Origin of the sequence: Lentzea sp. CC55 (assembly GCF_021056325.1) — a bacterium.
Taxonomy (GTDB): domain Bacteria; phylum Actinomycetota; class Actinomycetes; order Mycobacteriales; family Pseudonocardiaceae; genus Lentzea; species Lentzea jiangxiensis.
Genome location: NZ_JAJCXE010000022.1, coordinates 140,733 through 165,683, shown reverse-complemented (window position 1 = coordinate 165,683; position 24,951 = coordinate 140,733). Strand labels below are relative to the sequence as shown.

At 70.2% G+C, this 24,951-nt stretch carries 30 protein-coding genes and 1 tRNA gene; 17 read left to right on the top strand and 14 right to left on the bottom strand.

Going from position 1 to position 24,951, the window contains the following annotated elements:
• Positions 1-5: 5 nt before the first annotated feature.
• The 13 genes from L6E10_RS16610 to L6E10_RS16555 all read left to right on the top strand — a co-directional run bounded on the left by L6E10_RS16610 (position 6) and on the right by L6E10_RS16555 (position 10,951).
• Complete coding sequence (locus L6E10_RS16610) at positions 6-626, top strand: uracil-DNA glycosylase (RefSeq protein WP_236221094.1); 621 nt, start codon at positions 6-8, stop codon at positions 624-626.
• 313 nt (positions 627-939) lie between these two features.
• Positions 940-1,830, top strand: coding sequence for a type IV toxin-antitoxin system AbiEi family antitoxin (locus L6E10_RS16605; RefSeq protein WP_236221093.1), 891 nt, complete (start codon positions 940-942; stop codon positions 1,828-1,830).
• Entirely contained in the window at positions 1,827-2,648 is an 822-nt protein-coding gene (locus L6E10_RS16600) for a GSU2403 family nucleotidyltransferase fold protein (RefSeq protein WP_236220420.1), read from the top strand. The genes L6E10_RS16605 and L6E10_RS16600 overlap by 4 nt, the downstream gene beginning before the upstream one ends.
• Before the next feature lie 193 nt (positions 2,649-2,841).
• Complete coding sequence (locus tag L6E10_RS16595) at positions 2,842-3,444, top strand: DUF4129 domain-containing protein (protein WP_236220419.1); 603 nt, start codon at positions 2,842-2,844, stop codon at positions 3,442-3,444.
• Positions 3,441-3,791, top strand: a complete 351-nt coding sequence (locus tag L6E10_RS16590; protein ID WP_236220418.1) for a hypothetical protein — start codon at positions 3,441-3,443, stop codon at positions 3,789-3,791. Before L6E10_RS16595 ends, L6E10_RS16590 begins: the two co-directional genes overlap by 4 nt.
• Positions 3,788-4,744, top strand: a complete 957-nt coding sequence (locus L6E10_RS16585) for a MoxR family ATPase (RefSeq protein WP_236220417.1) — start codon at positions 3,788-3,790, stop codon at positions 4,742-4,744. The genes L6E10_RS16590 and L6E10_RS16585 overlap by 4 nt, the downstream gene beginning before the upstream one ends.
• Complete coding sequence (locus L6E10_RS16580; RefSeq protein WP_236220416.1) at positions 4,741-5,970, top strand: DUF58 domain-containing protein; 1,230 nt, start codon at positions 4,741-4,743, stop codon at positions 5,968-5,970. The genes L6E10_RS16585 and L6E10_RS16580 overlap by 4 nt, the downstream gene beginning before the upstream one ends.
• Positions 5,964-6,425: a hypothetical protein gene (locus L6E10_RS16575; protein ID WP_236220415.1), complete on the top strand. Its 462-nt coding sequence runs from the start codon at positions 5,964-5,966 to the stop codon at positions 6,423-6,425. The genes L6E10_RS16580 and L6E10_RS16575 overlap by 7 nt, the downstream gene beginning before the upstream one ends.
• A 142-nt stretch (positions 6,426-6,567) precedes the next feature.
• Positions 6,568-7,893 (top strand): NAD(P)/FAD-dependent oxidoreductase, encoded by a 1,326-nt coding sequence (locus L6E10_RS16570; RefSeq protein ID WP_236220414.1) that lies wholly within the window; start codon positions 6,568-6,570, stop codon positions 7,891-7,893.
• A gap of 233 nt (positions 7,894-8,126) precedes the next feature.
• Positions 8,127-8,249, top strand: coding sequence for a hypothetical protein (locus tag L6E10_RS40345; RefSeq protein WP_275676620.1), 123 nt, complete (start codon positions 8,127-8,129; stop codon positions 8,247-8,249).
• The gene (locus L6E10_RS16565; RefSeq protein WP_236220413.1) at positions 8,246-9,349 is read left to right on the top strand and encodes a RimK family alpha-L-glutamate ligase; all 1,104 of its coding nucleotides are present in this window, start codon (positions 8,246-8,248) and stop codon (positions 9,347-9,349) included. The genes L6E10_RS40345 and L6E10_RS16565 overlap by 4 nt, the downstream gene beginning before the upstream one ends.
• A gap of 118 nt (positions 9,350-9,467) precedes the next feature.
• Positions 9,468-9,541 (top strand) — tRNA-Leu (locus L6E10_RS16560).
• A gap of 309 nt (positions 9,542-9,850) precedes the next feature.
• On the top strand, positions 9,851-10,951 hold the full coding sequence (locus L6E10_RS16555; protein ID WP_236220412.1) for an MrcB family domain-containing protein: 1,101 nt from the start codon (positions 9,851-9,853) through the stop codon (positions 10,949-10,951).
• 32 nt (positions 10,952-10,983) lie between these two features.
• Here the strand turns inward: L6E10_RS16555 and L6E10_RS16550 are convergent, their stop codons facing one another.
• From L6E10_RS16550 to pqqA, 8 genes are all read right to left on the bottom strand, one after another.
• Positions 10,984-11,670: an SDR family NAD(P)-dependent oxidoreductase gene (locus L6E10_RS16550; RefSeq protein WP_236220411.1), complete on the bottom strand. Its 687-nt coding sequence runs from the start codon at positions 11,668-11,670 to the stop codon at positions 10,984-10,986.
• Entirely contained in the window at positions 11,667-12,407 is a 741-nt protein-coding gene (locus L6E10_RS16545; protein WP_236220410.1) for an inositol monophosphatase family protein, read from the bottom strand. The genes L6E10_RS16550 and L6E10_RS16545 overlap by 4 nt, the downstream gene beginning before the upstream one ends.
• On the bottom strand, positions 12,404-12,634 hold the full coding sequence (locus L6E10_RS16540; protein WP_236220409.1) for a hypothetical protein: 231 nt from the start codon (positions 12,632-12,634) through the stop codon (positions 12,404-12,406). Before L6E10_RS16540 ends, L6E10_RS16545 begins: the two co-directional genes overlap by 4 nt.
• Before the next feature lie 14 nt (positions 12,635-12,648).
• On the bottom strand, positions 12,649-13,521 hold the full coding sequence (gene pqqB / locus L6E10_RS16535) for a pyrroloquinoline quinone biosynthesis protein PqqB (RefSeq protein WP_236220408.1): 873 nt from the start codon (positions 13,519-13,521) through the stop codon (positions 12,649-12,651).
• Entirely contained in the window at positions 13,518-14,597 is a 1,080-nt protein-coding gene (gene pqqE, locus L6E10_RS16530; RefSeq protein WP_236220407.1) for a pyrroloquinoline quinone biosynthesis protein PqqE, read from the bottom strand. The genes pqqB and pqqE overlap by 4 nt, the downstream gene beginning before the upstream one ends.
• Positions 14,590-14,868 (bottom strand): pyrroloquinoline quinone biosynthesis peptide chaperone PqqD, encoded by a 279-nt coding sequence (gene pqqD / locus L6E10_RS16525; RefSeq protein ID WP_374236776.1) that lies wholly within the window; start codon positions 14,866-14,868, stop codon positions 14,590-14,592. The genes pqqE and pqqD overlap by 8 nt, the downstream gene beginning before the upstream one ends.
• The gene (gene pqqC, locus L6E10_RS16520) at positions 14,865-15,560 is read right to left on the bottom strand and encodes a pyrroloquinoline-quinone synthase PqqC (RefSeq protein ID WP_236220406.1); all 696 of its coding nucleotides are present in this window, start codon (positions 15,558-15,560) and stop codon (positions 14,865-14,867) included. Before pqqC ends, pqqD begins: the two co-directional genes overlap by 4 nt.
• Positions 15,561-15,639: 79 nt before the next feature.
• Positions 15,640-15,762 carry a pyrroloquinoline quinone precursor peptide PqqA gene (pqqA, locus tag L6E10_RS16515; protein ID WP_236220405.1) on the bottom strand — a complete coding sequence of 41 codons (123 nt, stop codon included), beginning with the start codon at positions 15,760-15,762 and terminating at the stop codon, positions 15,640-15,642.
• Between the two features lie 291 nt (positions 15,763-16,053).
• Between pqqA and L6E10_RS16510 the strand changes: the two genes are divergently transcribed.
• Positions 16,054-17,088 carry a sorbosone dehydrogenase family protein gene (locus tag L6E10_RS16510; RefSeq protein WP_236220404.1) on the top strand — a complete coding sequence of 345 codons (1,035 nt, stop codon included), beginning with the start codon at positions 16,054-16,056 and terminating at the stop codon, positions 17,086-17,088.
• Positions 17,089-17,091: 3 nt separating this feature from the next.
• Here the strand turns inward: L6E10_RS16510 and L6E10_RS16505 are convergent, their stop codons facing one another.
• From L6E10_RS16505 to L6E10_RS16495, 3 genes are all read right to left on the bottom strand, one after another.
• Positions 17,092-18,234, bottom strand: a complete 1,143-nt coding sequence (locus tag L6E10_RS16505; RefSeq protein ID WP_236220403.1) for a polysaccharide deacetylase — start codon at positions 18,232-18,234, stop codon at positions 17,092-17,094.
• A 69-nt stretch (positions 18,235-18,303) separates the two neighbouring features.
• On the bottom strand, positions 18,304-19,017 hold the full coding sequence (locus tag L6E10_RS16500) for a class F sortase (RefSeq protein WP_236220402.1): 714 nt from the start codon (positions 19,015-19,017) through the stop codon (positions 18,304-18,306).
• Positions 19,002-20,390, bottom strand: coding sequence for a SpaA isopeptide-forming pilin-related protein (locus L6E10_RS16495; protein ID WP_236220401.1), 1,389 nt, complete (start codon positions 20,388-20,390; stop codon positions 19,002-19,004). Before L6E10_RS16495 ends, L6E10_RS16500 begins: the two co-directional genes overlap by 16 nt.
• Positions 20,391-20,710: 320 nt before the next feature.
• Here L6E10_RS16495 and L6E10_RS16490 point away from each other — a divergent pair, with 320 nt between their 5' ends.
• The 3 genes from L6E10_RS16490 to L6E10_RS16480 all read left to right on the top strand — a co-directional run bounded on the left by L6E10_RS16490 (position 20,711) and on the right by L6E10_RS16480 (position 22,340).
• Entirely contained in the window at positions 20,711-21,511 is an 801-nt protein-coding gene (locus tag L6E10_RS16490) for a Bax inhibitor-1/YccA family protein (protein WP_090099892.1), read from the top strand.
• Between the two features lie 271 nt (positions 21,512-21,782).
• Positions 21,783-21,920 carry a hypothetical protein gene (locus tag L6E10_RS16485; protein WP_236220400.1) on the top strand — a complete coding sequence of 46 codons (138 nt, stop codon included), beginning with the start codon at positions 21,783-21,785 and terminating at the stop codon, positions 21,918-21,920.
• Positions 21,921-21,929: 9 nt separating this feature from the next.
• Positions 21,930-22,340, top strand: coding sequence for a GNAT family N-acetyltransferase (locus L6E10_RS16480; protein WP_236220399.1), 411 nt, complete (start codon positions 21,930-21,932; stop codon positions 22,338-22,340).
• Here L6E10_RS16480 and L6E10_RS16475 read toward each other — a convergent pair.
• The 3 genes from L6E10_RS16475 to L6E10_RS16465 all read right to left on the bottom strand — a co-directional run bounded on the left by L6E10_RS16475 (position 22,337) and on the right by L6E10_RS16465 (position 24,894).
• Complete coding sequence (locus L6E10_RS16475) at positions 22,337-22,546, bottom strand: hypothetical protein (protein ID WP_236220398.1); 210 nt, start codon at positions 22,544-22,546, stop codon at positions 22,337-22,339. The two genes, L6E10_RS16480 and L6E10_RS16475, sit on opposite strands and share 4 nt — an antisense overlap.
• Before the next feature lie 162 nt (positions 22,547-22,708).
• The gene (locus L6E10_RS16470) at positions 22,709-23,929 is read right to left on the bottom strand and encodes an acetyl-CoA C-acetyltransferase (protein ID WP_236220397.1); all 1,221 of its coding nucleotides are present in this window, start codon (positions 23,927-23,929) and stop codon (positions 22,709-22,711) included.
• A gap of 92 nt (positions 23,930-24,021) precedes the next feature.
• Positions 24,022-24,894 (bottom strand): SGNH/GDSL hydrolase family protein, encoded by an 873-nt coding sequence (locus tag L6E10_RS16465; protein ID WP_236220396.1) that lies wholly within the window; start codon positions 24,892-24,894, stop codon positions 24,022-24,024.
• Between the last annotated feature and the right edge of the window lie 57 nt (positions 24,895-24,951).

Genomic DNA, 24,951 nt, shown 5'->3' with positions numbered 1-24,951 from the left:
AGCGGATAACGTCCTGCCGAGCGTGCCCGCGCCTGGTCGCGTGGCGCGAGTCGGTCGCCTCGGTGAAGCGCGCGGCGTTCCAGGACCAGGAGTACTGGGGCAGACCGGTGCCGGGCTTCGGACCTCTCGACGCCTCGCTGCTGATCGTGGGCCTCGCCCCCGCCGCGCACGGCGGCAACCGGACGGGCCGGATGTTCACCGGCGACCCGTCCGGCGACTTCCTGTACCGCGCCCTGTACGAGGTCGGCCTGGCCTCCCAGCCGTCCGCGTGGTCCCGCGACGACGGCATGGAGCTGTACGGAGTGCGGATGGCCTCACCGGTGCGGTGCGCGCCACCCGAGAACAAGCCCACGGCCGAGGAACGCGACCGGTGCTCGCCGTTCCTGCGCGAGGAGATCTCGCTGATGCCCCGGCTGCGGTCGGTGGTGGTGCTCGGCGGGTTCGGGTGGAAGGCGTTCCTGCCGCTGCTGGGGGTCGCCCGGCCGCCGAAGTTCGGGCACGGGGTGGAGGTCGAGGCGGGTGGGCTGCGGGTGTTCGGGTGCTACCACGTGTCGCCGCACAACACCTACACCGGGCGGTTGACGCAGGAGATGCTGCAGGACGTGCTGAGGAGGGCGAAGGGCTGACGCAGCCACGTTCAGCCCGACGTGTGAATTCGTTTGGCGTCTTGGAGGTGTTCCATGTAATAAGCTGTTCCATGTGTCACGGAACGTCGGGGAACGTGGAACGTCAGAAGGTGAGCTGATCGACTCGTTCGAGCGGTCGGTTCGTTCGCTGCTGCCGTCCACCTGGTCTGTGCGTGTTGCACAGCAGCCACTTCTCCGGGACGTCCCCCGTGGCAGGCGAGCCGATGCCCTGGTCGAGATCAGCGCTCCGGACGGGACGTGTGCACCTGTCCTGCTCGAGTGCAAGAAGTCGGTGGTTCCGCGGGACGTGGCGATGATCGTCCGGCAGCTCGAAGCCTTCGCCGAAGCCCTGTCCGGCAACGGTGGTCCTGTCATGGGCAAGCTGCTGGTGGCGCCGTTCGTGTCCCCGATGACCCGGGCCAAGCTGGAAGAGCACGGCGTCGGTTGGTTCGACTTGACCGGCAACGTGCGCCTGCGGCTCGACCGGCCTGCGGTCTTCCTCGACCGGGTCGGTGCTGAGCGCAGCGAGTTCCGGGATCCCGCCGAACGGCTCCTGAAGTCTCTTCGGGGGCCCGCTGCGGCCAGGGTGGTGCTCGAACTGGCCGACGCCGAACTGCCGCTGCGCGTCCGCGAGCTCGCTGAACGCGCCAAGGTGGGAGCTGCGACGAGCGCGAGGGTCCTCGAGCTGTTGCACCGGGAAGCGGTGGTCGAGCGGGCCGAGGACGGCGCTGTGACCGCTGTGCACAAGCGGTCGCTGGTGGAGCGCTGGGCACAGGACTACAAGGTGATGGCGTCGAATGAAGTGATCACGGCGCTCGACCCGCGAGGGCTGAGCCACGCTTTGAAGGTCTTGCCGGCTCTGGAAACGAAAGTGGCCGTGACCGGCTCGGCGGCGTTGCGCGCGTATCTCCCGGCCGGCATGACGCCTGTGTCGCCACTCGTCACGCTCAGCCTGTACACCGAGGACCCGGTCCGGTTGATGAAGGAACTCGGCCTGAAACGCGCTGACCGCGGTGCCAACGTGCTGGTGATGCGGCCTTATGACGATGTCGTCCAAGAAAAGGCACGGCTCGTGGGAGGTGTCGAGTACGCCCCGCCCGCTCAGGTCGTCGCGGACCTGGTCACAGGGCAGGGGCGCTCGACTGAAGAGGCCGAACAGCTCATGACGGCACTCGAGTCGAGCGGACCGGGTTGGGAACGATGATCGCGCCGGAGTACGTCAAGGCTCGAGCGGTTCTCCTCGATGCCCTGGACGGTCTGGGCCCTCACCGGGACGCCCTCGTTCTCGTCGGTGCGCAGGCGGTCTACCTGCACGCGGGCGACGCGGACTTCGCAACACCGCCGACCACGACGGACGCGGACCTCGCGCTGGTTCCCGGACGGCTGGCGGACGAGCCCACGATCGTCGACGCCATGCAGGCTGCTGGATTCGCTCCCGGCCGGCAGCCGGGGAGTTGGGTGGGGCCGGGTGACATCGCGGTCGACCTCATGACACCCGAGGCGTTGTGCGGTCGAGGAGGGCGGAGGTCCGCTCACCTCAGTCCACCGCACGATGCCACGGCGACCGCGCGCAGGACGCCGGGACTGGAACCGGCCGTGGTGGACCACGAGGTTCGCCGGATCGGTGCGCTCGATCCCCGTGATCAGCGGACGTTCGAGATCAAGGTGGCGGGACCCGCTGCCCTGCTGGTCTCCAAGATCGTCAAGATCGCCGAGCGACGCGAGCAGCCACACCGCCTGAAGCCCAAGGACGGATTGGACGTCCTTCGCCTGCTCCGTGCCATCGACACCGCACCGTTGGCGTCGAGCCTGGCGCGCGTCGCGGAGGACGAGCTGTCGAGCACGGTGGTGGCGGGCGCCGTCGAAGACCTCCGTGGACTCGCGGCAGGGCCTGAGGAGTTGCTTCCGCGGCTTGCCGCCGAGGCGGAGATGGGTTTCAGCGACCCGGATGAGATCAAGATGTCCGTGGTCGTGCTGATCGAGGACCTCTTGCAGGAGTTCGACGGCCTGCGGCGGAAGTGATCGAGCTGGACTCGGGATCCGCACGGTGGAGCCCTGGACCGGCGGCACGGTGGTGAGCGAGCGGCCCGCGTTCCCGACCACCGAGCTCGACCCGGCGCCGGACCTCCCCCGACGGCCTGGTGCCCGAGCCGGGTTCCGACTGACCGACCAAAGGATCATCCGAAGTCCCCGCGGGCGTGCGAGGCTGACCCGCATGAAGTGGTGGCGGGCCGGAGTGGCGGTGGCGGCGTTGCTGATCGTCGTCGCCGCGGCCTCCGGCACGTCCCCGGTCACCCTCGTCAACCGCCTGGACGACCGCCCGCCGCCGCAGGACCGCTCGCCGGACGCCGACCTCGCCGTGCCGGGCGACCTGCCGGTCGTGGTGGCCGCGCCGCTCACGGTGTACCTGCTGGTGCTCGCCGGGCTCGTCCTGGTCGGACTGGCCGGACTGGTCCTCGCGGTCGAGCTGCCCCGCCGGCGCCGCCGCCGTGGCGTGCGCGGCGTCGAGATCGAGGAGTTCGAGCTCGGGGAGCAGGTGCCGGTGGTCCGGCGCGTCGAGAAGGCGTTGCAGGAGTTCACCGGGCATCCCGGCCGGCCGCCGCGCGACGCCGTGATCGCCGCCTGGCTCGCGCTGGAGGCGGCGGAGCCGAGGGCGCCGCACCAGACGCCCACCGAGTTCACGGAGGAACTCGGCGTGGACGCGGCCGTGCTGAAGGACCTCTACCGGCGCGCGCGTTTCGGGCACGAGGACGTGACGGCCGCGCAAGCCGAGCAGGCGCGGCGAGAGTTGAGCCGGATCGTCCGGGAGCTCGCGTGAGGACCGTGCTGGCGTTGGTGGTCGGGGTGGCGATCGGCGTCGTCGTCTGGTGGCTCGGCGCCTCACCGCCGTGGGCGGCGGTGCTGGCGGTGCCGCCGACGGCGTTCGGGGTGCTGGTCACCCGGCTGCCGCGCGCCACGGACATCGTCTGGAGCCCTCCGCCGCCACCGCCGGGCTCGATCAGCTCCGCGCACGCCAGCACGCTCGCGAGCAGGCTGGCGGAGGCGGAGAAGGACCCGAGGCGCTACCGGGAGCGGTTCCGCGCCCGGCTCGCACGACTGGGGATCGAGGCGTCCGAGATGCCCGGTCCGGACGAACTCGCGGACAGGCTCAGGAGGGTCGAGTGACGATCAGCCAGGACTCGGTGGCGCACGACGCCAAGGCGGTCCTCGACGCGATCGGCGGCTTCGTCGTCGGGCGCACGCGGACGCTGCGGCTCGCGCTCGCGGCCGTGCTGGCGGGCGGGCACGTGCTGCTGGAGGACGTGCCGGGCCTCGGCAAGACGCTGATCGCGCGGTCGCTCGCGCAGGCGCTGGGCCTCGGCTTCCGCCGCCTGCAGTGCACGCCCGACCTGCTGCCCGCGGACGTCACCGGCTCGTTCCTCTACGACCCAGGCACCCGCGAGTTCGAGTTCCGCGAAGGCCCCGTCTTCACCGGGCTGCTGCTCGCCGACGAGATCAACCGGACGCCGCCCAAGACGCAGTCGGCGCTGCTGGAGGCCATGCAGGAGCGGCAGGTGACGGTCGAGGGGCGCACGTTCGCGCTGCCCAGGCCGTTCCACGTGCTCGCGACCTCGAACCCCGTCGAGTACGAGGGCACCTACCCGTTGCCCGAGGCGCAGCTCGACCGGTTCCTGGTGCGGCTCGACATCGGCTACCCGCCCGTCGAGGAGGAGGTCGAGGTCCTGCGCCGGCGGATCGCGCGGCAGCGGGAGGAGGCCGAGGTGCCGCGGGTACTCGCGGAGGGGCGGCTCGCCGGGCTGCAGGCCGCCATCGAGCGGTCGACCGTGGACGACGACCTCCTGCGCTACTGCGTCGACCTGGCCGTCGCGACGCGGCGCCACCCGTCCGTCGAGGTCGGCGCGTCGCCGCGAGGTGCGCAGGCGCTCGTGCTCGTCGCCCGCGCACTGGCCACCTTGGACGACCGCGGGTACGTGACGCCCGAGGACGTCAAGGAGTGCGCGGTCGCCGTCCTCGCGCACCGGCTCGTGATGAAGCCCGAGACGTGGACGTCCGGGGTCAGCGGCGTGCAGGTCGTCACCGAGCTGCTCGCCAAGGTTCCGGGCCCGCCCAGCTCATGAGCAGGGCGGACAAGCTCCGGGAGGCGTTCGCCCAGTCGCACGGCGCCCACTGGCACCCCACGGACGCGTACTCGCGCGCCGTCTGGCTCGGTGTCGGGCTCGTCGTGTGCGGGATGTTCCTGCACCAGGTCGAGCTGGTGCTGTTCGGTGTCCCGCTCGTCCTGTCCGTCCTGCTCACGAACAAACCCCGCGGCGTGCCGAAGGTGAGCGTGAAGCCCGTGCCGCGCGGTGCGGGTGCGGGCGTCGTGCACACCGTCGCGCACCTCGACGGCGCGGACGCGGAGATCGCGGTCGTGCGGCTGCCCGGTGGCATGCGGGCGGTTCCCGCGCACTCGCCCGACCTGCCGGTGCGGATCCGGCGCGACGCGTGGGGGCCGGGCGTCGACCTGCGCCTGGACCACCTGTTCGCCGGTCCGGACGGCATGCACGTCTACGGACCGGTCGTCGGCGCCGAGCACGTGCGCACGATCCTGCCGCCGGTCGAGCACCACCCGTCCGGACCGCTGCCGCCCCGTCCCGCGGGCCTGGTCGGCATCCACCGCTCGCCGCGCGCGGGCGACTCCACCGAACTGCGCGACATCAGGGCGTTCCAGCCGGGGGACAGGCTCCGCCGGATCGACTGGCGCGTCACCACCCGCACCGGCACCGTCCACGTGCGCGAGCGGCACGCCGAGGCCGACGCGGAGGTCGTGCTGGCGCTCGACACCCGCAGCGACGTCGGAGCGGACGTGGCGGAGTGGTCGTCACCGCACCACGGCGCCTCGACGCGGCCGGACGGCAGCCTGGACCGGGCGGTGCGGCGGGCGGCGTCGATGGCCGCCGGGTACCTGCGGCAGGGCGACCGGGTGGGACTGGTGGACCTGTCACGTCCCCAGCTCACCGTGCGTTCCGGGGTGGGGCGGCGGCACCTGATGCGCATCCGCACGCAGCTCGTCGTGTGCGTGCAGGCCGCCGGGTGGTCGTCGCGCGTGGCGTTGCGCAAGCTGCCGCACGGATGCGTGGTCGTGCTGCTGTCGCCGTTCCTCGACGACGAGATCGCGGAGCTGGCCGTGCAGACGCGCAAGAACGGGCACGTCGTGCTGGCGGTCAACACGCTGCCGCTGCCGTTGCGGCCCGACGTGGACACGCCGTGGGGCGAGGTCGCGGCCGAGATGATCGCCGCGGAGCACCGGCTGAGGCTGCGCAGGATGGCCGAGCACGGGGTGGCGGTGACCCGCGAATGCTGATGCGACTCGCGATCGTGCTCGCGGCGTTGCCCGTGACGCTGGTCCTGCACCTGGAGTCGGAGTCGATCGCACCGCTGCTGGTCGTCACGGTGCTGACGGTGGTGACGGTGCTGATGCCGGGCAGCGCGGGCGCGGCGTTGCTGATCGGCTACGCGGCCCTGGCGATGGCGTTCGGGGAGGGGCACCCGTTGCGGCTCGGCGTGCTGGTCCTGATTCCGGCACTGCACCTGGTTCACGTGACGTCGGCACTCGCGGCGGTCGTTCCGGTGAAAACGAAAATCGAGCCGGCGGCGTTGAAAGCACCGGCACGCCGGTTCGCCATTGTCCAGGCGATCACATTCGTTGTCGCGGCCTTCGCGGCCGTACTTCCTTCGGGGCCGAACACGGGCCTCGCGGAGGTGCTCGGACTGGGCGCTCTGACGGTCGTCATCGGGGTCGTCGCGCTGAGGATCTGAATCGGTACTCTCAGGGAGAACTCCTCAAAACCCGGTCAAGGCGCAGGTCAGCCGGGAGGGTGTCCGGCATCACCCGGCGACGGTAGTCACAACGGCCCCTCCGGACGCGCGAAAAAGGGGGTCGTGGTGCCACCATGTGTGTATGGCTGCTGTGAAGTCGCAACCCACACGAATCGTCATTGTCGGCGGTGGGTACGTCGGGATGTACACGGCTCTCGGTCTGCAGAAGAAACTGCGTTCCGGTGAGGCCTCCGTGACGGTGATCGACCCGCAGCCGCACATGACCTACCAGCCCTTCCTGCCCGAGGCGGCGGCCGGCTCGATCGAGCCGCGCCACGTCGTCGCTCCTTTGCGCAAGGTGCTCAAGCGCTGCCACGTCGTCACCGGCCGCGTCACCAAGATCGAGCACGCGCGCAAGATCGTGACCGCCGAACTGTCGGACGGCCACGTCGAGGAGATCGAGTACGACGTGCTCGTCTCCGCGCTGGGAGCGATCTCCCGCACGCTCCCGATCCCCGGCCTGGCCGAGGTCGGAATCGGCATGAAGACGATCGGCGAGGCGATCTACGTCCGCAACCACGTGCTCTCGCGCCTGGACCAGGCCGCCAGCACCAACAACGCGGACCTGCGCAAGAGGCTCCTGAGCTTCGTCGTGATCGGTGGTGGCTTCGCGGGCATCGAGACGCTCGCCGAGCTCGAGGACATGACGCGGTATGCGCTCAAGTACTACGAGGGCATCAAGCCCGAAGAGATGAACTGGGTACTGGTCGAGGCCGCCGGCCGGATCATGCCCGAGGTGTCCGCCAAGCTCGGCGCCTGGACCGTCGAGGCGCTCGAGAAGCGCGGCATCAAGATGTACCTCGACACCCGCGTGAAGTCGCTGGAGAACGGCCACGTCGTTCTCGACGACGGCACCGAGTTCGACTCCGACACGATCATCTGGACCGCCGGCATGAAGGCGAACCCGGTGCTGCGCAACACGGACCTCCCGCTCGACGAGCGCGGCCGCGTCCGGTGCACCGCCGCCATGCAGGTCCAGGGCCTCGACGGCGTGTGGGCCGCCGGTGACTGCTCCGCGGTGCCGGACCTCTCGCGCATCGAGGAGGACCCGACGGCGACGTGCGTGCCGAACGCGCAGCATGCCATCCGCCAGTCGAAGCTGCTCGCGAAGAACATCGTCGCGTCGCTGCGCGGCCAGAAGCCGAAGGACTACTTCCACAAGTACCTCGGCTCGGTCGCCGGCCTCGGCCTCTACAAGGGCGTCGCGGACGTGTTCGGCCTGCGCTTCAAGGGCGTGCCGGCGTGGTTCATGCACCGCAGCTACCACGTGATGTTCATGCCCACCGTGAACCGCAAGCTGCGCGTGCTCATGGACTGGACGCAGGCGCTGTTCTACGGCCGCGAGGTCGTGGCGCTCGGCCAGATCAACGACCCGAAGTCGGACTTCGACCGCGCGGTGCAGAGCTGACGAACACGCGCACGCGGGAGCCGTAACCCGCGCCGCCGTTACTCGTTGTGAGTATCGAAGTGCCCCGAACGTAACCTCGTTCGGGGCACTTCGAACATCTAGAGGCGGAACTTGAGCGCCCAATCGGAGTAAGCTCCCGAGGCCGCCTTGACATTGCGTTACGTGTTTCAGAAACTACGGCTGGTGCATCACCTGAATGCGTGATTCGCCATGTGGGGAGAGAGGTGATCCCGATGTCTCTCGAGGAGCTGGCCGCACAGCTTCGTCGTGGCGAGATCGAGGACCCCGCGTTGGCGCGGTACGCCGCAGAGTACGCGCAGGCGGGGCAGGTTTTCCGCAGCAAGAAGGACGATTGACCAGGTCGGCTGACGGGCGGGTGCCGGGTGCCCCGTCCGAAGCTGCCAGACCCCTGCTGCTGCAGGGGCAGGACTACCTCTTCCGCTCGCCGCCCAAGTGCCTCGACTTCCAGGAGCAGGTCCACCGCCTCGGCATGGTCGACGAGGGCGACGGCAACCCGCAACCCTGCGTGCTCGTCCTGGCCCGCGCCGCCGACATGGAGATGAACGAGCTCTCCATCGCCCTGGCCGAGCGCGGCATCCGAATGGCCCGCATCGACGCCGACCGCTGCGTCGACCTCCCGCTCTCCGTCTACACCGACCAGCCGCTGGTCGAGCTGGACCGCTGGCTCCTGCGCCCCCTGCTGGTCTGGCGCCGCCACTTCGAACTGTCCGCCGTCCCGGTCGAACCGGGAACCCTGGCAGGCGCCTACGCCGTCGACCAGTGGGCCTCAGTGGCCAACTGGCTGTCCTCGCGCTCCGACTGGGCCCACGTGAACCCGTCGCGCTTCTCGACGCACCTGGACCGCCTGACGCAGCTCTCCGACGCCGCCGCCTTCGGCCTGCGCGTCCCCCGCACGGCCGTCACGACCCGCCCGGGCCGCACCCGCCCCGGCGGAGGCCACTGCATCGTCAAAACGGCCGGCAGGCACCTGCTGGAGCCCCGACCGGGCGTGCAGCACGGCCTCTTCCCCCGTCCCCTGGAAACGTCCAGGGCCTCCGACACCCCGGAACCCGCCCCGGTGATCGTGCAGGAGTACGTCCCCTCCGACACCGAACTGCGCGTCTTCGTCGTCGGCGAACGCTGCCTGGCGTACCAGGTCGACAAGCTCGACCCGGCACAACTCTGGGTGGATCCCGACGCGGTCCGCGTCACGCCCACCGAGGTCCCGGCGTCCCTCTCGGACAAGCTGCTCGCCCTGGCCCGCCACTGGCGCATCCAGGTGGCGGCGTTCGACCTGCTGGTGACAGGCGGTGACCACGTGTTCCTGGAGATCAACGTCAACTGCGACTGGCGCTGGTTCGAGCACAGGGCCGGCGACAACAGCGTCTCCGCGGCCGTGCACGACTGGGTGGCGCTGCGCTTCAAGGAACTGCTCGGAGCCGGGAGGACCCGCTGATGTTCGGGTCCGTTCGACGCTTACCCGGATGCTCGCTCTAGTCCAATTCACTGGGCCGCTCGGGCGAGAAACGACCATCCGCTCACGCAAGCCGACGATCAAGGCCTAGGCTCACCGCGCCCCCGTAGCCCAATCGGTAGAGGCAGGTCCCTTAAAAGGATCACAGTACGGGTTCGAATCCCGTCGGGGGTACTTCGCTTCACCTCGTACGGTTCAACCCTGACCAGGTCAGACCCGGTCAGGGGGTGATCTTGTGACGCGCGGTGACGCATCGATCCGGGGTGACTCGCGGTGGCCATTGCGTCCGGAGCTCACCGCAAGCCCGACGTCGCCATCCATGTGGCTGTGATCACAGTGCTGTGAAACGTCAGTACGATCGAAACGCCCCGCATCCAGCTGCACCCCTTCAGGTAACGCACGGGTGGGTTGTTTGCGATCTTGTCGTCGCTGATCGTGTCGACGGTCGGCCTCGAACCGTCGTGAGGATGGTGGCTCGTCCCCGTGCGTGAGCTCCTTCGTGAAGTCTTGTCGCTGCAGCCCGCGTGGCACTCCAAGAACACGCCTGACATGGAGAAGCGCGGCCGATTGGTTCGGCATGACGTGGTGGGCTGGCTCAAGGGTCAGTTGCCCGCGATCGAACGGGCGGTGCCGGACGAGATCGACGACTGGGCCGCCGAAGGGAGTGACGGCGCGGGGCTCAAGTCCGAGATCCCGTGGGCTCGCGTGCACTCTGCCAGCCTCTCGCCGTCCGCGACCGTGGGTTGGTACGTCGTCTACCTCTTCGGGGCCAAGGGGGATCGGGTCTACCTGTCGTTGATGCAGGGGGCGACCAGGTGGCGAAACGGTGAGTTCCAGCCGCGACCCCGTCAGGACCTCTGGCAGCGCTCGGAGTGGGCACGGGCCGCGTTGGCGGCGAGTGTGGAGGTGCGCCCCGACTTGGTCGAGAAGATCGAACTCGGGGCGCGCAAGTCGAACCTGGGGCGGGCGTACGAGGACGGGAACGTCGTGGCGTTCGAGTACTCGGTGGAGGACCTGCCTTCCGACGACGTTCTCGCTGCCGATCTGCTCTTCCTCTGTTCCGTCCTCAGCGAGTTGTACGAGCTGGCGGTCGTGGACCTCCCGCCCGGCGAGACGGCTCCCGAGATCGCCGACGCGGAGGCCGAGGCCGAGAACACCGCGGGAAAGGCGCGACGGGGGCAGGGGCTTCGGCTCGACGCCGCTGAACGGATCGCCATCGAGCGGCGTGCGGTCGATCTCGCGGTGCAGCACTTGAAGGCGCAGGGCTACTCGGTCAAGGACGTCGGTGCGACCAAGTCCTACGACCTGGACGCCCGTCGGGGCGAGGAGAGGTTGTTCGTCGAGGTCAAGGGGACCACGACGAAGTGGACCGCCGCCTCCGAGATCATGCTGACGAGGAACGAGGTCGAACTGCACCAGCGCGTGCATCCGCACAACATGCTGGTGATCGTCAGTCGCATCGTGCTCGACCACTCGGTCTCGCCGCCGACCGCCTCGGGTGGCGAGTTGCGGGTGGTGCACCCGTGGGAGATCGCTGCGCCCAACCTGACCCCGGTGTCCTACCGGTATCTCGTTGGCGAGTGATGGCAGGTCGGGCAGCCTCAGCCCGCCGCGCCTCACCAGGTCGGGCGGGCCGTCACGCCCCCGTCCACCACCAGGTCGTGCCCGGTGATCCACCGCGCCAGGTCCGAAGCCAGGAACACGCAGGCGTCCCCGACGTCCGCAGGCGTCCCGAGCCGGCCCAGCGGTGCCGCGGCCTGCCACCGCGCCACGCCCTCCGGCCACTGCGACTCGATGCCCGGCCGTGCGATCAGCCCGGGCGACACCGTGTTCACGCGGATGCCGAGCCGCGGGCCGTACTCCAGTGCGGCGGCGCGGGCGTGCATGACCAGGCCCGCTTTCGAGGCCGCGTAGTGGGCGTGGCCGGGGGCGGGGTGCCTGCCTTCGATCGACGCGATGTGCGTGACCGAGCCGCCTGCCGGCAGGTGCGCCACGGCGGCCTGGGTGACGGCGAACGGTGCCGTCAGGTTCGTGTCCATCACGGACTGCCATTGCTCGGATGTCATGCCGGGCAACGGTTCCACGGGTTGGATGCCCGCGTTGTTGACCACGGCGTCCAGGCGGCCGTGGCGCGCGAAGGCGTCGTCGACGACGCGGCGGGCCGAGGTGCGCAGGTCGCCGTCGTCCGAGCCGTTGTGGCTCACGACGCGTGCGCCCGCGTCGGTGAAGCGGCGGACGATGCCGCCGCCGATGGTGCCGCCGGCTCCGGTGACCAGCACGACCTTGCCGCTGAGATCGATCACGAGACGATGCCTTCCACGCGTGGGGCCAACCAGTCGACGATCTCACCCCGGCCGGCGACGAAGGCGTTCGCGCTGATCTCGCGGAACTGGCCGCCGGCCGCGCGGACCAGTACGGCGCCGGCGGCCACGTCCCACGGGTGCGTGCCGATGTTGGCCGCGGCGTCCGCCCGGCCCGCGGCGACCCAGGCGAGCGACAGGGCCGTCGAGTACACGCGGCGCACGTCGGCGACGGTCAGGAGCGAGCTCAGGAGGTCCATCTCGCCGCTGTACGGGCTGCCGGGCAACGGGATGTCGGTCAGCACCAGCGGGCGCGGGCTGACCCCCGGCGTGATCACCAGGCCGGACGACCGCACGGCGAAAGGCACGTCCACGGCCGCGGTGAAGAGCTCGTCGCGGAACGGGTCCAGCACGCAGCCCGCGACCAGCGTGCCGTCGACCGCCGCGGCGACCGAGATGCACGACAGCGGGATGCCGCGCACGAAGTTCCGGGTGCCGTCGATCGGGTCGACGAACCAGGTGACGGGGGCCGACGAGCTGCCGAGCTCCTCGCCGACGACGGCCGAGCCGGGGGCGCCGTCGGTCAGCGAACGCCGCAGGAACGCCTCCACCTCCAGGTCGGCGTTGCTGACCTGGTCGAAGGCGCCCTTCACCGCCACGTCGACGGTCAGGCCGTGCAGGAGCTTGGCGGCGTCCACGCAGGACTGCACCGCCAGCGAGAGGAGAACGCCGGGAGTCACGGGTGCCATTGTGATCGGTCACGAACCCGGCCGGACGACTCCGGGCGACGTCCCACCCGCGCCGGTGACCTGTGCCACCACGATGAGCTCACGCACCCGAGTCGAGCGCGGCGGCGGATGTCGCCGGGCACGCGTTCCACCAGCGCCGCGACCACCTGCCGCACGAACGGCGGCATCTCCGCGACGAGCCGCGCGGCCAGCGGACGGCCCCCGATCACGTAGGACATCCGCCGATTCTCACCTAGAGCTCGATCACCGTGCCGTCCTCGGGCACTTCGATGCCGGCCTCGCGCACGGAAGCCGCTTCCGGGGACGACGGGTCGAGCACCGGGTTGGTGTTGTTGAGGTGCGTGTACATCCGCCGCACGGAGGGGAACCGCCGCAGCTCGGGCAGGCTCGCGGTGATCGGCAGGTGGCCCATCGCGGCCTGGCCGGACGAGCTGCCGGTCGCCGACCCCATCTCGGAGGCGGCGTAGAAGGTGCCGTCGAGCAGCACGCAGTCGGCCGAGGCCACCACCTCGTCGAAACCGCCGGGCCACGACGCGAGACAGGGCGCGTAGACCAGCACACCACCGGAAACGACGTCCTCGAAGCGGTACGCGACCACCCAGGGTCCGTCCACAGTGGAGGAACGCGCGTACTTCGGGCGCTTGTCGCTGATCGGGACGGCCGTCACGCGAAGGCCGTCCACCGCGAAGGAACCGGCCTCGTGCCACGACAGCGGTGAGTACCCGTCGATCATCGCGCGCAGGTCGAACTGGTCCTTCACCGCGTGCAGGACCGCGGAAGGTGCCCAGACCGTCAACCCCGCCCCGCCGCGCAAGGTGAGCAGGCCGAGCGTGTGGTCGAGTTCCGCGTCGGTGAACAACGCACCGCGCAACGGGGTCTCACGCGCACCGGGACCGGGCTCCAGCAACGCACACGACGTGATCTGCGTGCGGATGTCCGGAGAAGCGTTGACGAGCCACCAGTCGGTGCCGTTGCCGGTGATCGCCAGGCAGTCCTGCGACCGGGAGGGCAACGCGCCGGACCGGGCGCGCACGCACAACGAGCAGGCGCAGTTCCACTGCGGGAACCCGCCACCGGCCGCCGTGCCGAGCAGAACCGCCTTCACCGCATCTTCCTCATCGCCATCGCGGGAACGTCGGCCGGCGCCATCTCGGCCGCCAGGATCATGTCCACAATGGACCGCGACGGCGACAGTGAGCAGACGGGATCGGTCGCCGCGGCGTCACCGGTCAGCTGGAAGGCCTGGCAGCGGCACCCGCCGAAGTCGATCTCCTTGCGCGGGCACGACCGGCACGGGTCCCGCATCCAGTCGAAACCGTGGAACGCGGTGAACGACGGCGAGGAGTGCCAGATGTCGTGCAACGACGACTCGCGCACGTTCTCGATCCGCAGCGACGAGATCACCGTGGCGGCGGGGCAGGGGAGCACGTCGCCGTTGGGCGCCACCGTCAGCTGCCGCGCACCCCACCCGTACATGCAGGGCTTCGGGTGGGCCTCGTGGTAGTCCGCGATCACGTAGACGATCTCCATCCGCCCGCGCAGGCGTTCCTGCGCCGCGGCGACGACCGGGTCGGCGGCGGCGAGCTGGTCCCGGGTGGGCAGCAGTGCCGCGCGGTTGCGCAGCGCCCAGCCGTAGTACTGCGTGTTCGCGAGCTCCAGGCGCTCGGCGCCCATCTCCTCGGCCATCGCGATGATGCCGGCGACGTGGTCGAGGTTCTGCCGGTGCAGCACGGTGTTCACCGTCAGCGGCAAGCCCTCCTCGCGGACGAAGGCCGCGGCCTCCACCTTCCGGTCGAACGCCTTGACGCCCGCGATCCGGTCGTTGCCCGCACGGGTCGCGTCCTGCAACGACAGCTGCACGTGGTCGACGCCCAGGGAAGCCAGCGAGCGCAACCGGTCGCGCGAGAGACCGACCCCGGACGTGACGAGGTTGACGTAGCAGCCGAGGCTGCTCGCGTGCGAGACCAGCTCGGGGAGGTCCCGGCGCAGCAGCGGTTCCCCGCCGGACAGGTGGATCTGCAGGCAGCCCAGTGAGCGGGCCTGGTCGAAGACGCGCCGCCAGTCCTCGGTCGGCAGCTCGGCGTCGCGGCGCACCAGCTCCAGCGGGTTCGAGCAGTACCCGCACTGCAGCGGGCACCGGTGCGTCAGCTCGGCCAGCAGGCCGAAGGGCGCCTCAGCCATCGACGTCCACCACCCTCCGCTCGACGAGGCGGGCCACCAGCGAGGCCACGTCCTCGGGTTCCACGCCGGCGTACTCGTCGCCCAGTGCGAGGGCGATGTCGCCGACGGAACGAACGCCGTCGCACAGCGCCACGACGGAGGCGGCGGTCTCGTTGAGCACCAGCACCCCCTCGGGGAACAGCACGACGTGCGCGGACCGGATCTGGTCGTAGGTCCGCTTCACGCCGCGCCGGATCCGCGGCACGGCGTCCAGTGCGACCACGGACGTCACGGCTTGCCCTTGCCCGAGTAGTAGTCGACCGCGTCCAGCACGGCGCGCAGGACGTCGCACTTGAACGACAACGCGGCCACGGCGGCCAGTTGCTGCTCGCGGGTCAGCGAGTGCGCGACCACGATGTCCACGGTGGCCTTCCCCTCACCCGCCACCGCTTCGATGCGGTGGGTGAAGTAGGCGAAGCCCTCCTCGGCGATCCACGGGTACTGCTCCCGCAACGCCGCCAAGCGCTTGCGCATCAGGGCGCCCGAGAACATCTCGGTGAGCCCGGACGCGATGGCCTCGACCCACGGCTTCGTGCGCGCGAAGTTCACGTAGGCGTCCACGGCGAACCGCGTGCCGGGCAGGACGTGCCGCTCGTCGAGCACCTCCTCCCGCGTCAGGCCCACGGCCTCCGCGAGGCGGATCCAGTTCTCCGCGCCACCTTCACCCGGCTGCGTGCCGTCGTGCCAGACGATCCGCTCACGCCACTGACGGCGGATCTCGGGCACCGGGCAGTTGGACAGGATCGCGGCGTCCTTCTGCGCGATGCAGCGCTGGTAGTACCAGCGGTTCGCGGCCCACGACTGCAACTCGTGCTTGCTCAGCTGACCGGCGTGCATGCGCAGGTGGAACGGGTGGCTGTCCCAGTACCGGGGTGCGAGGGCGCGCAGTTCGGCGACGAACTGCTCGGGGGGAACGGCAGTCATGGGGACTCCTCGGTCGACCAGGGGCAGGACGCGCGGAGAGGCCGGGGCTCCACCGGGAACCCCGGCCCGTCACCTGACGTCAGCTGCGAGCCGCGTAGGCGGTGACCTCCATCGGCGTCTCGAAGTCGCGGAAGTCGGGCTTGACCCACTCGCGCCTGACCTCGGGGAGCTCGGTCCCGGTGGTGGTGACGGCTTCGTTCATGCGCAACTCCTCGGTCTCCTGCTCGCGGTCCCCGGAGGGCCTGCAAGCGCTTTCCGTGAGGGCGCGGCGGTGGTTCCCACGGTAGGTGGTCTACGCCGCCACGGTCTAGACCGTACAGAAGGTGCCCGGAAGTCATCGGATGGATGATGGCCAGTTTCCGTCGTCCGGAAGCGGGGAACACCGGGACCTCCGACGACTGTTGCGGGGGCATGCGATCTGTGATTGCGTAAGCACGCCCTGCAACACCGCCGCCGCAGCCAAAACTCCGAGCGGACCCGAAGGAGAGCACAGATGCGTGCTCGTCGAATCGCAGCGGCGGCAGCCTGCACTGCCCTGGCCGCGTCCCTGTGCGTGATCCCCGCTTCAGCGCAGGACGACCCCTCCGTCCTGGCCGAGCGCACGCTCGCCACCAGGCTCGACATCCCCTGGGACATCGAGTTCCTGCCGGACGGCAGCGGCATCTTCACCGAGCGGGACACCCGCAAGATCAAGAAGCTGTCTGGCACGACCGTGACCGAGCTGGACACGGTGGAACAGGCCCAGACGACGGGCGGTGAGGGCGGACTGCTCGGCCTCGCCGTCTCGAAGAGCTTCGCGACCGACAACTCCGTCTTCATCTACTACTCGACGGCGACCGACAACCGCGTCGCCAAGTTGCAGCTCGGCGGCACGCCCCAGCCGATCGTCACCGGCATCCCCAAGAACCGCTACCACAACGGCGGCGGCCTCGAGTGGGGTCCGGACGGCTTCCTGTGGGCCACCACGGGCGACGGCCAGAACACCGGCACCGCGCAGAACTGGAACTCGCTGGGCGGCAAGGTCCTCCGCTTCGACACCGCGGGCAGGCCCGCCACCGGCAACCCCCGCGCCGGCAGCGTCGTCTACTCCATCGGCCACCGCAACGTCCAGGGCATCACCTGGGTCGGGAACACCGCGTACGCCACGGAGTTCGGCAACAACACCACCGACGAGGTCAACCGCATCGAGGCCGGCAGGAACTACGGCTGGCCCACGTGCGAGGGCACCTGCTCGGTCGCGGGCATGACCAACCCGGTCAAGACGTGGCCCAACAGCCAGGCCGGTCCGTCCGGCATCGCGTACTACAAGAACGCCCTGTACGTCGGCGCCGTCACCGGCCGCCGGGTCTGGAAGGTCCCGGTCAGCGGCACCACGCTCGGCACGCCGCAGCCGGTGTTCACGAGCTACGGCCGCGTGCGCTCGGTGGCTCCCGCGCCGGACGGCACGCTGTGGATCGGAACGTCCAACCAGGACGCGAACGGCCAGCCCGGCGCGAACGACGACCGGATCATCTCGACCGACGGGTAGCCCTCACTGCCAGTTGCGGGCTGCGGGCATCCGGCGGAGCTGGTCCAGCACCGCCGGGTCCTGCAGCTGCATCCACTGGATCACCTCGGTGTAGGTGGCGCACACCGTCTCCGGCTTGTCGCACACGTACTCGAGGAACTGCTCCATCGCGTTCGAGAAGGCCGAGCCGTTCCACTCGTTGAAGTGGTTGCCGACGACGATCGGCGCGCGGTTGCCGTTCAACGCGGCCTGGTGCACGGACCGGTAGGTGTCGAACACGATCCGGGTGAACTCGGGCGCGCGGTGCGGTTCGTCCTTGGCCTTGTTCAGCGCGTACCAGAGGTTGAAGTCCATCATGACGACCTGCTTGCCCAGCGCGGGAACCCGCACCTCGGGCATCGGGAACTCGTACAGTCCGTTCTGGACGGTCGGCCACTGCACGCCCAGCGCGACCTTGCTGGTGTCGTAGACGAGGCCGTTCGCGGCCATCGCCGGGAAGGCCTGGTCCCAGTTGCCCTCCAGGCACGGCGTCCGTCCACCCCGGACGGCGTCGGCGGGGAGGGTGAGCCCCGCGGCGCGCGACCTGTCGACGATCTGCCTGAACTGCTGCAGCTCGGCGTTCCAGGCCGCGTTGTCCCACTTGTCGACCGACGGCTGGGTGCCGCCCGAGCAGAAGTGGCCGTTGTAGTGCGTGCCGATCTCGTGGCCGTCGGCGATCACCTGGTTCAGGTAGCCGATGCGGGCCGCGATGTCCTGCCGACTGCCGCCGAACTGGATGTCGGAGACACCGCGCTTGAGCCCGGCCGGGGGCTGGTACTGGTTCCTGTCCTGGTCGGCCAGCATGTAGACGCCGGACAACAGGCCCGTGACGTGCGCGTTCTTGGCCTTGGCGATCGGCAGGACCTTGTCCCAGTGCTGCTTCGACACCGCGCCGTCGAAGGAGAAGAGCACGAACTGCGGTGGCTTCTCACCGGGAGCGAGCTTGTGCATCCACGGCTGCTTGTCGAGCTGCTCGCGGGTGGGGGCGGGCACCGTCGGCGTCGGACCGGAGTCCTTCGGGGCCGGCAGTCTCGGCGCCATCGGCAGGGGGCCGGGGTCAGCCGCGGTGACCGGGTCCTTCTGCGACCCGAGGGTCAGCACCACCGCCAGAACCAGCGCCAGAGCCACGCCCGTGGTCAACCATCCCCACCGTTTCACACCTTAGGAGACGACTGGTCACCCGAACGGGTTGCTTCGCTACTGAACGGGTTCGGCGATCACGACCCGGTTCGCCTCGTACCCCTGCTGCCCGCCGATCCAGGTCCCGCCGCACGTGACCAGCACCAGCCGGTGCGGGCCGCGCGGTCCGAAGAACTCGACGGCGCGAGCCGGCAGCTCCTCCTTGCGCACGGTCTCGATCTGCTTGATGCGGAACCGGAACTCCTTGCCCGCGCTGTCGGCGATCACGACCTCGCGGCCGTTCTGCGCCTGCCACAGCTCCGCGAACGGGCCCTTCGCGCCCTTCCAGTCGACGTGCCCGGCGAGCACCGTGGCGCCCTCGGGGGCCGCGAGCTCGGTGCCCCACCACGTCGCCTCGCCGATGCCGTCCGGGACGGGCAGCACGCCGTCCTCGACCTCCTTGCGCACCAACGTCGCCGAGCCGCCCGAGGGCAGCCGCACGGAGCCCGGACCGGCCTTGGGCGGCGCGGGCTGCTGTTGCTGCGGGGGAGCGGGGTCGGCGGGCTTGGCGTTGGCCGTGTTCGCCCCGCCGACGAGGCCGGTGAGGTCGGCCCCGCGGCCGGTGCTGAGGCTGTCGGCCACCGGTCCCGGTCCGACGACCGGGATCTCGGCCGCGATCGCGCGTCCGGGGAGGACCTCGGTTTCCGGCGCGCCGACCAGCGCGCCGGCAGCGGCGACACCCGCTACCAGCGCACCGGTCAGGAACGCCTTGGGACTCACTGCCTGCGCCACACCAGGAAGCCTGCCAGCGCCGCACCGAGCAGCACCAGTCCACCCACCCCGAGCAGCACGCCGGAGCGCAGCTGCGTGTCGAACGACGCCGTGGCGACGGGCGTCTTGCCGTCCGCGCCGGCCGGGATCGTGCTCGGCACGACGGGCTTGTTCGGCTTGTTCACCAGCTCGAGCGCCAGCGTCTGGCCGGCCGCGAGCGTGCCGCAGGCCGCCGGCGGTGCCTTCGGGTCGAAGAACTCCTCGTAGCCCTTGGGGGCGGCCACCTCGACGAGGCAGATCTCCTGCGGGGTGCGCAGGTCCGGCACCTCGACCGTGCCGTCGGGGCCGGTCTGCAGCACGAGCGGCTTGCCGTCCGTGCCGACGAGGTCCGTGTCGTCCTGCTTCTTCGCCGCGGACGCCTGGTCCTTGGCCGTGACGCGCAGCGCGACGCCCGCGATCGCCCTCTTGGTCTCCGAGTCGATCTTCGTGATCTTCACGGCGCCCGGCGCGGTCTTGGCCTGGCCACCGGCGGCGGCCTTCAGTTTCTTCTCGCCACCGGTCGTGACCATGCGCTGCATGTTCTCGGTCTGGATCGGGAAGTGCACGACCGGGCGGTCGGCCGGGGAGTCCGCGACGGCCGCGATCGACGGCTTGGGGCCGGTCGCCACGAGCTTGATCGTGGCGGGGCTGCCGTCCGGGCCCGTGGTGGCCTTGCCGCTCGTGCTGCCGTCGGCCAGCTTCGCGTCGGTCAGGGTGAAGTCGATCGGGGCGTTCGTGACGCCCTTCTTGTCCGCCTTGAGCAGCGACACGGTCCAGGTGGACTCGGTGCCGATGATCAGCGGCTCCTTCGGCGCGGTGGCGCTGAGCGCCCACGGGCCGCGGTTGGCCTCGGCGTCGGCCTTCAGGCGCGCGACGGTGTCCAGGACCGGCTGCGGCAGCCGCGCGGCGTAGAAGGCCGCGTCGTAGGCGAGGAACTTCGGGTCGGTCGTGTCGAGGCGCACGGCGCCGTCGGGTGCCGACGTCCAGCTGTGCAGGAGGTGCGCGAGGGCGGCGGCCTCCTCCGCGGACTTCGTCGTGGAGTAGCGCAGCAGCAGGTAGGAGATGTTCGCCGCGATGTCCGGCTGGAGATCCTTGCCCGCCTTGGTGCGCAGCGCGTCGCCTTCCTTGTAGCCCACGTTGCTGTCCGGAGCCGGCAGCGCGTACTGCACGCACCACACGTGCTTGTCCTGCCAGATGTATGAGCCGTGCCACTCGCTGCCCGGTGTGGCGTTGGGCTGGAGCCCGGACGCGTTGTGGCCGATGCCCTTGACGCCGACAGCTGTCGCCGTCGCGGGGGCGGTCAGGAGCGCGAGCCCCGAAACCACCGCCACGGCGGCCAGACGTTTCCAGCCCATGGTGAATCTTGATCCCCTCTGACCTGTGTACTTCCCGCGTGCGAGCTTGTCGGTCCCCCACATCGGGGACAAGCCCCCACGAGGGGGAAGTCTGGCGCTGCGAGGACGTGTGAACGTGATTGGAATGTGACGCGCCTTACTCGGTTCCGCGAGGACACGCTGCGACACGCCGTAGGGTCACTACGCTCCGGAGTTGGCGCAGTATTTGCGCACGTGTGATCGTCGTCGGGGGTAAAGTCGCCTTTACCGACGGGGAACATGGCACCGAGCGTGCTCGTTGTACCCCGTGACGGCGTAAAGCAACGCCCCAGGAGGACCAGGTGCGCTCGAGCAGCAACCCGGCTTTCCGTAACCTGCCGACCGGCGGCGGGTACGGAGGCTACGCAGGCTTCGGCCAGCCAGAGGCTGGCTACCAGCAGGCCCCGCCGCCGCTGACCAGCGAGCGGCCGATGACGATCGACGACGTCGTCACCAAGACCGCCATCACCCTCGGTGTGGTGGCCGCAGGCGCCGTCACCACGTTCGTGACGGGTCTGTACTTCCTCGCGTTCCCCGCGGCGATCATCGGCCTCGTGCTCGCGCTGATCATCATGTTCAAGCGCAACCCGAGCCCGCCGCTCGTGATCGCGTACGCGGTCGCGGAGGGCATCTTCCTCGGCGGCATCAGCTACATCATCGGCCGCGCGCTCGACAACGTGGTGCCGGGCAACGGCATCGCGGTGATCGGCCAGGCCGTGATCGGCACGCTCGGCGTGTTCCTCGGCATGCTCGTGGTCTACAAGACCGGCGCGATCCGGGTGACGCCGAAGTTCACCAAGTGGATCACCGGCGCCATCATCGGCGTCGGCGTGCTGATGCTGTTCAACTTCGTGCTGAGCTTCTTCAACGGTGGCGGCGGCATCGGCATCCGCTCCGGCGGCACGATCGCCATCATCTTCAGCCTCGTCTGCATCGGTCTCGCGGCGTTCAGCTTCCTGATCGACTTCGACGCCGCCGACCAGGCGATCCGCGCCGGCGTGCCGGCCAAGTTCGCGTGGCAGATCGCGTTCGGTCTCACCGTCACCCTCGTGTGGCTCTACACCGAGATCCTGCGCCTGCTGTCGTACTTCAACTCGGACTGACGTTCCGGGAAGTGCTGTGAAGGGGCGTTCCGCTGCGGCGGGGCGCCCCTTCGGCGTTGCGGGGGAGAGGGATGACGAAGAGGTTCGACGAGGCCATGCGGCTCATGCGCCGCCGCAACGGCCAGGACCGGGAGAACGGATTCGCACTGCTGCGGCCGCACGCGGCGGAGCACCTCGACGAGCTGATCGCGGCGTTCCGCGCCGAGGAGGACGACCGGGGCCTGAAGGCGTGGCTGCTCGAACTCATCGGTGACGCCCGGTCACCGGAGCGTTGCCGGTCCTGGTCGAGCACCTGGACCACGAGAACGAGTCGCTGGCGTTCTGGACCGTCAGCGGACTCCGGGAACTCGACACCGAAGAAGCACGGACCGCCCTTTACCGCCATTGGGCGAACAACGCGCACAAGTGAGGGGAATGCGTGGAATCCGCATATCGGCTCGTCGTGGCACCACCGGAAGTCGACGACTACCTGCGCCTGCGCAGGGAATCGGGACTGAGCGAACGCACTCGCGCGCAAGCCGAGATCGGCGTCAAAGGCGCGTGGGTGAGCACGCACGTCGTTCACGTGGAATCAGGCGACACCGTCGGAATGGGGCGGGTGATCGGTGACGGCGGCACGTACTTCGTCATCATCGACATGGCGGTGTTGCCGGACCACCAGCGCAAGGGCATCGGTGACGCGATCATGACCGCGTTGCTGGAGAAGATCCGCGAGGCCGCGCCCGCGGCTCAGGTGAGCCTGCTCGCCGATCCGCCGGGCCGTCGTCTCTACGCCCGTCACGGGTTCGTGGAGAGCGCGCCGGACTCGATCGGGATGTGGCGCCGCTAGACCCGCCAGCGGACGTCGGGCAGCTCGGTGCCCACCTTGATCAGGCAGGGGGTGCAGAGCGCGCCGGCCTGCGCCCGCGAGACCCGTTCGCCGGGGACCGAGTGCTCGCAGACGGCCTCGTAGAAGGGGCGCCGTCCGTTGGCCTGGTCGAGGGAGAAAGCGTGGCATTGCAGGTCGTATTCGCTTTGCCACCACACATAGGGCATGTCCGGCCCTCCTAACTCATCGGTAGGGACGGACTTCCCCTCGCCTGATGACGTCACTGAGCGACGATTCATCTCATCGGCAGAAAGGGTGCCTGCGAGTAGCTCCGTTCGGGTGAAGCGGAGCTACTTGCAGACGTCAATTTGCAGATCTTGAAGGGGAACTCAGCTCAGGCGCTCGATCACCATCGCCATGCCCTGGCCGCCGCCGACGCACATGGTCTCGAGTCCGAACTGCTTGTCGTGGAACTGCAGCGAGTTGATCAGCGTCGTGGTGATGCGCGCGCCGGTCATGCCGAACGGGTGGCCGACGGCGATGGCGCCACCGTTGACGTTCAGGCGGTCCAGGTCGATGCCCAGCTCCTGGTAGGACGGGATGACCTGGGCGGCGAACGCCTCGTTGATCTCCACGAGGTCGATGTCGGAGACCGACAGGCCCGCGAGCGCCAGTGCGCGCTTCGAGGCCTCGACCGGGCCGAGGCCCATGATCTCCGGGGACAGGCCGGAGACGCCGGTCGACACGATGCGCGCGAGCGGGGTGATGCCGAGCTCGCGCGCCTTGGTGTCGGACATGACCACGAGGGCCGCGGCGCCGTCGTTGAGCGGGCAGCAGTTGCCCGCGTTGATCCGGCCGTCGGGGCGGAAGACCGGCTTGAGCTGCGACACGGCCTCGTAGGTGACGCCGGCGCGCGGGCCGTCGTCGGTGGAGACCACGGTGCCGTCCGGCAGCGTCACGGGCGTGATCTCGCGGGCCCAGAAGCCGTCGGCGATGGCCTTCTCGGCGAGGTTCTGCGAGCGGACGCCGAACTCGTCCATCTCCTGGCGCGAGACGCCCTTGAGCAGAGCCAGGTTCTCGGCGGTCTCGCCCATGGGGATGTAGACGTCCGGCACGACGTCGAGCGTGCGCGGGTCGACCCACTCCTGAGCGCCGGCGGCCTTGGTGGCGGCGGTGCGGGCCTCGGCGTCGGCGAAGACCGGGTTGTGCGTGTCGGGCCACGAGTCGGAGCTGCCCTTGGCGAACCGCGACACCGTCTCGACGCCGGCGCTGATGAACACGTCGCCCTCGCCCGCCTTGATGGCGTGCAGGGCCATGCGGGTCGTCTGCAGCGACGAGGCGCAGTACCGCGTGACGGTGGTGCCGGGCAGGTTGTCGTAGCCGAGCAGCACCGAGACGACGCGCGCCATGTTGAAGCCCTGCTCGCCGCCGGGGAGGCCGCAGCCGAGCATCAGGTCGTCGATCTGCGCGGGGTCGAGCTGCGGCACCTTGTCGAGTGCCGCGCGCACCATCCGCGCGGCGAGGTCGTCGGGCCGAACGTCCTTCAGCGAACCCTTGCCCGCGCGGCCGATGGGGGAGCGGGCGGCGGAGACGATCACGGCCTCAGGCATCACGAAACTCCTCGTTGAGAGTCAAGGTTGCCGTCGAGCGTAGTTAACGCCCGCTCACCCCGGCCAGCGCGAGTGACGAGGATTTCCGAAACTCACGCGTGCCGCTTCTGCAGCCACGCCGGCCACCTCGACGGCCCCACCGCGAGGGCCGCCGCCGACCGCAGCGGCACCACCGGTGCGACCCAGCCCGCCCGCAGCCCCGCCACCTGGCACAACGGCGCCAGCAGCACGCCGGCGGCCGCCTCGTAGCCGACGGCGCTGGGGTGGAAGCGGTCCGAGCTGAACATGTCGGCGTGCCGCGCCAGGAACTCCGGCGCCAGCAGGTTCGCGAGGGACACCGGGATGCCACCCGCTCTGCGCACCGCGGCGGTCTGGGCGGCCGCGAGACGCAGGCTGTACCGGTGCCCGACCGTCCGCAGCGGCTGCGGGATCGGCCGCACGATGCCCAGGTCGGGACAGGTGCCGACGACCACGCCGCACCCGGTGGCGCGCAGCCTGCCGACCTGCTCGGCCAGCAGCCGGGCCGACTCGCCGGTGCCCATCCGCGACGTCACGTCGTTCGCGCCGATGATGATCAGCGCGACCCGCGGCTCGTCCCGCACGGCCGCGTCGACCTGCGGGACCAGGTCGCGCGTGGTGGAACCGCTGACGGCGTAGGTGGACAGCCGCACCGGCCGTCCCGCCTCCTCCGCCAGCGCCAGGGCCAGCAGCACGCCCGGCATCTGCGAGGGATGCGTCACACCGACACCCACGGCCATCGAGTCGCCGAGCACCGCCAGCCGCAGCGGGTCGCCGCCGTCGTCGGCGTACACGCCGTCCGGTGCGGGCCAGAGGTGTTCCAGCACGCCGATGGCCGCGCGGGCACGTCTGCCCTGCTCGGTGAGCAGGCCCGCCAGCGCGCCGGAGAGGCCGCCGAGCGTCGCCGCCGTCATGGCCGCCGCCCGCAGCGTCCGCAGTCCGATCATCCGCGCCACCCCCTTCCCCCGGAATCGTCGGCGCCGCCGTTCGAGTCAGGATCCGCA

What these genes read in the sequence shown, in the direction of transcription:
- L6E10_RS16580 (WP_236220416.1), top strand. Translation starts at nt 4,741, where the DNA reads ATGAGCAGGGCGGACAAGCTCCGGGAGGCGTTCGCCCAGTCGCACGGC.
- L6E10_RS16465 (WP_236220396.1), bottom strand. Translation starts at nt 24,894, where the DNA reads ATGATCGGACTGCGGACGCTGCGGGCGGCGGCCATGACGGCGGCGACG.
- L6E10_RS16600 (WP_236220420.1), top strand. Translation starts at nt 1,827, where the DNA reads ATGATCGCGCCGGAGTACGTCAAGGCTCGAGCGGTTCTCCTCGATGCC.
- L6E10_RS16470 (WP_236220397.1), bottom strand. Translation starts at nt 23,929, where the DNA reads ATGCCTGAGGCCGTGATCGTCTCCGCCGCCCGCTCCCCCATCGGCCGC.
- L6E10_RS40345 (WP_275676620.1), top strand. Translation starts at nt 8,127, where the DNA reads ATGTCTCTCGAGGAGCTGGCCGCACAGCTTCGTCGTGGCGAGATCGAG.
- L6E10_RS16595 (WP_236220419.1), top strand. Translation starts at nt 2,842, where the DNA reads ATGAAGTGGTGGCGGGCCGGAGTGGCGGTGGCGGCGTTGCTGATCGTC.
- L6E10_RS16605 (WP_236221093.1), top strand. Translation starts at nt 940, where the DNA reads ATGATCGTCCGGCAGCTCGAAGCCTTCGCCGAAGCCCTGTCCGGCAAC.
- L6E10_RS16475 (WP_236220398.1), bottom strand. Translation starts at nt 22,546, where the DNA reads ATGCCCTATGTGTGGTGGCAAAGCGAATACGACCTGCAATGCCACGCT.
- L6E10_RS16540 (WP_236220409.1), bottom strand. Translation starts at nt 12,634, where the DNA reads ATGTCCTACGTGATCGGGGGCCGTCCGCTGGCCGCGCGGCTCGTCGCG.
- L6E10_RS16495 (WP_236220401.1), bottom strand. Translation starts at nt 20,390, where the DNA reads ATGGGCTGGAAACGTCTGGCCGCCGTGGCGGTGGTTTCGGGGCTCGCG.
- L6E10_RS16575 (WP_236220415.1), top strand. Translation starts at nt 5,964, where the DNA reads ATGCTGATGCGACTCGCGATCGTGCTCGCGGCGTTGCCCGTGACGCTG.
- pqqE (WP_236220407.1), bottom strand. Translation starts at nt 14,597, where the DNA reads ATGGCTGAGGCGCCCTTCGGCCTGCTGGCCGAGCTGACGCACCGGTGC.
- pqqA (WP_236220405.1), bottom strand. Translation starts at nt 15,762, where the DNA reads ATGAACGAAGCCGTCACCACCACCGGGACCGAGCTCCCCGAGGTCAGG.
- pqqC (WP_236220406.1), bottom strand. Translation starts at nt 15,560, where the DNA reads ATGACTGCCGTTCCCCCCGAGCAGTTCGTCGCCGAACTGCGCGCCCTC.
- L6E10_RS16570 (WP_236220414.1), top strand. Translation starts at nt 6,568, where the DNA reads ATGGCTGCTGTGAAGTCGCAACCCACACGAATCGTCATTGTCGGCGGT.
- L6E10_RS16510 (WP_236220404.1), top strand. Translation starts at nt 16,054, where the DNA reads ATGCGTGCTCGTCGAATCGCAGCGGCGGCAGCCTGCACTGCCCTGGCC.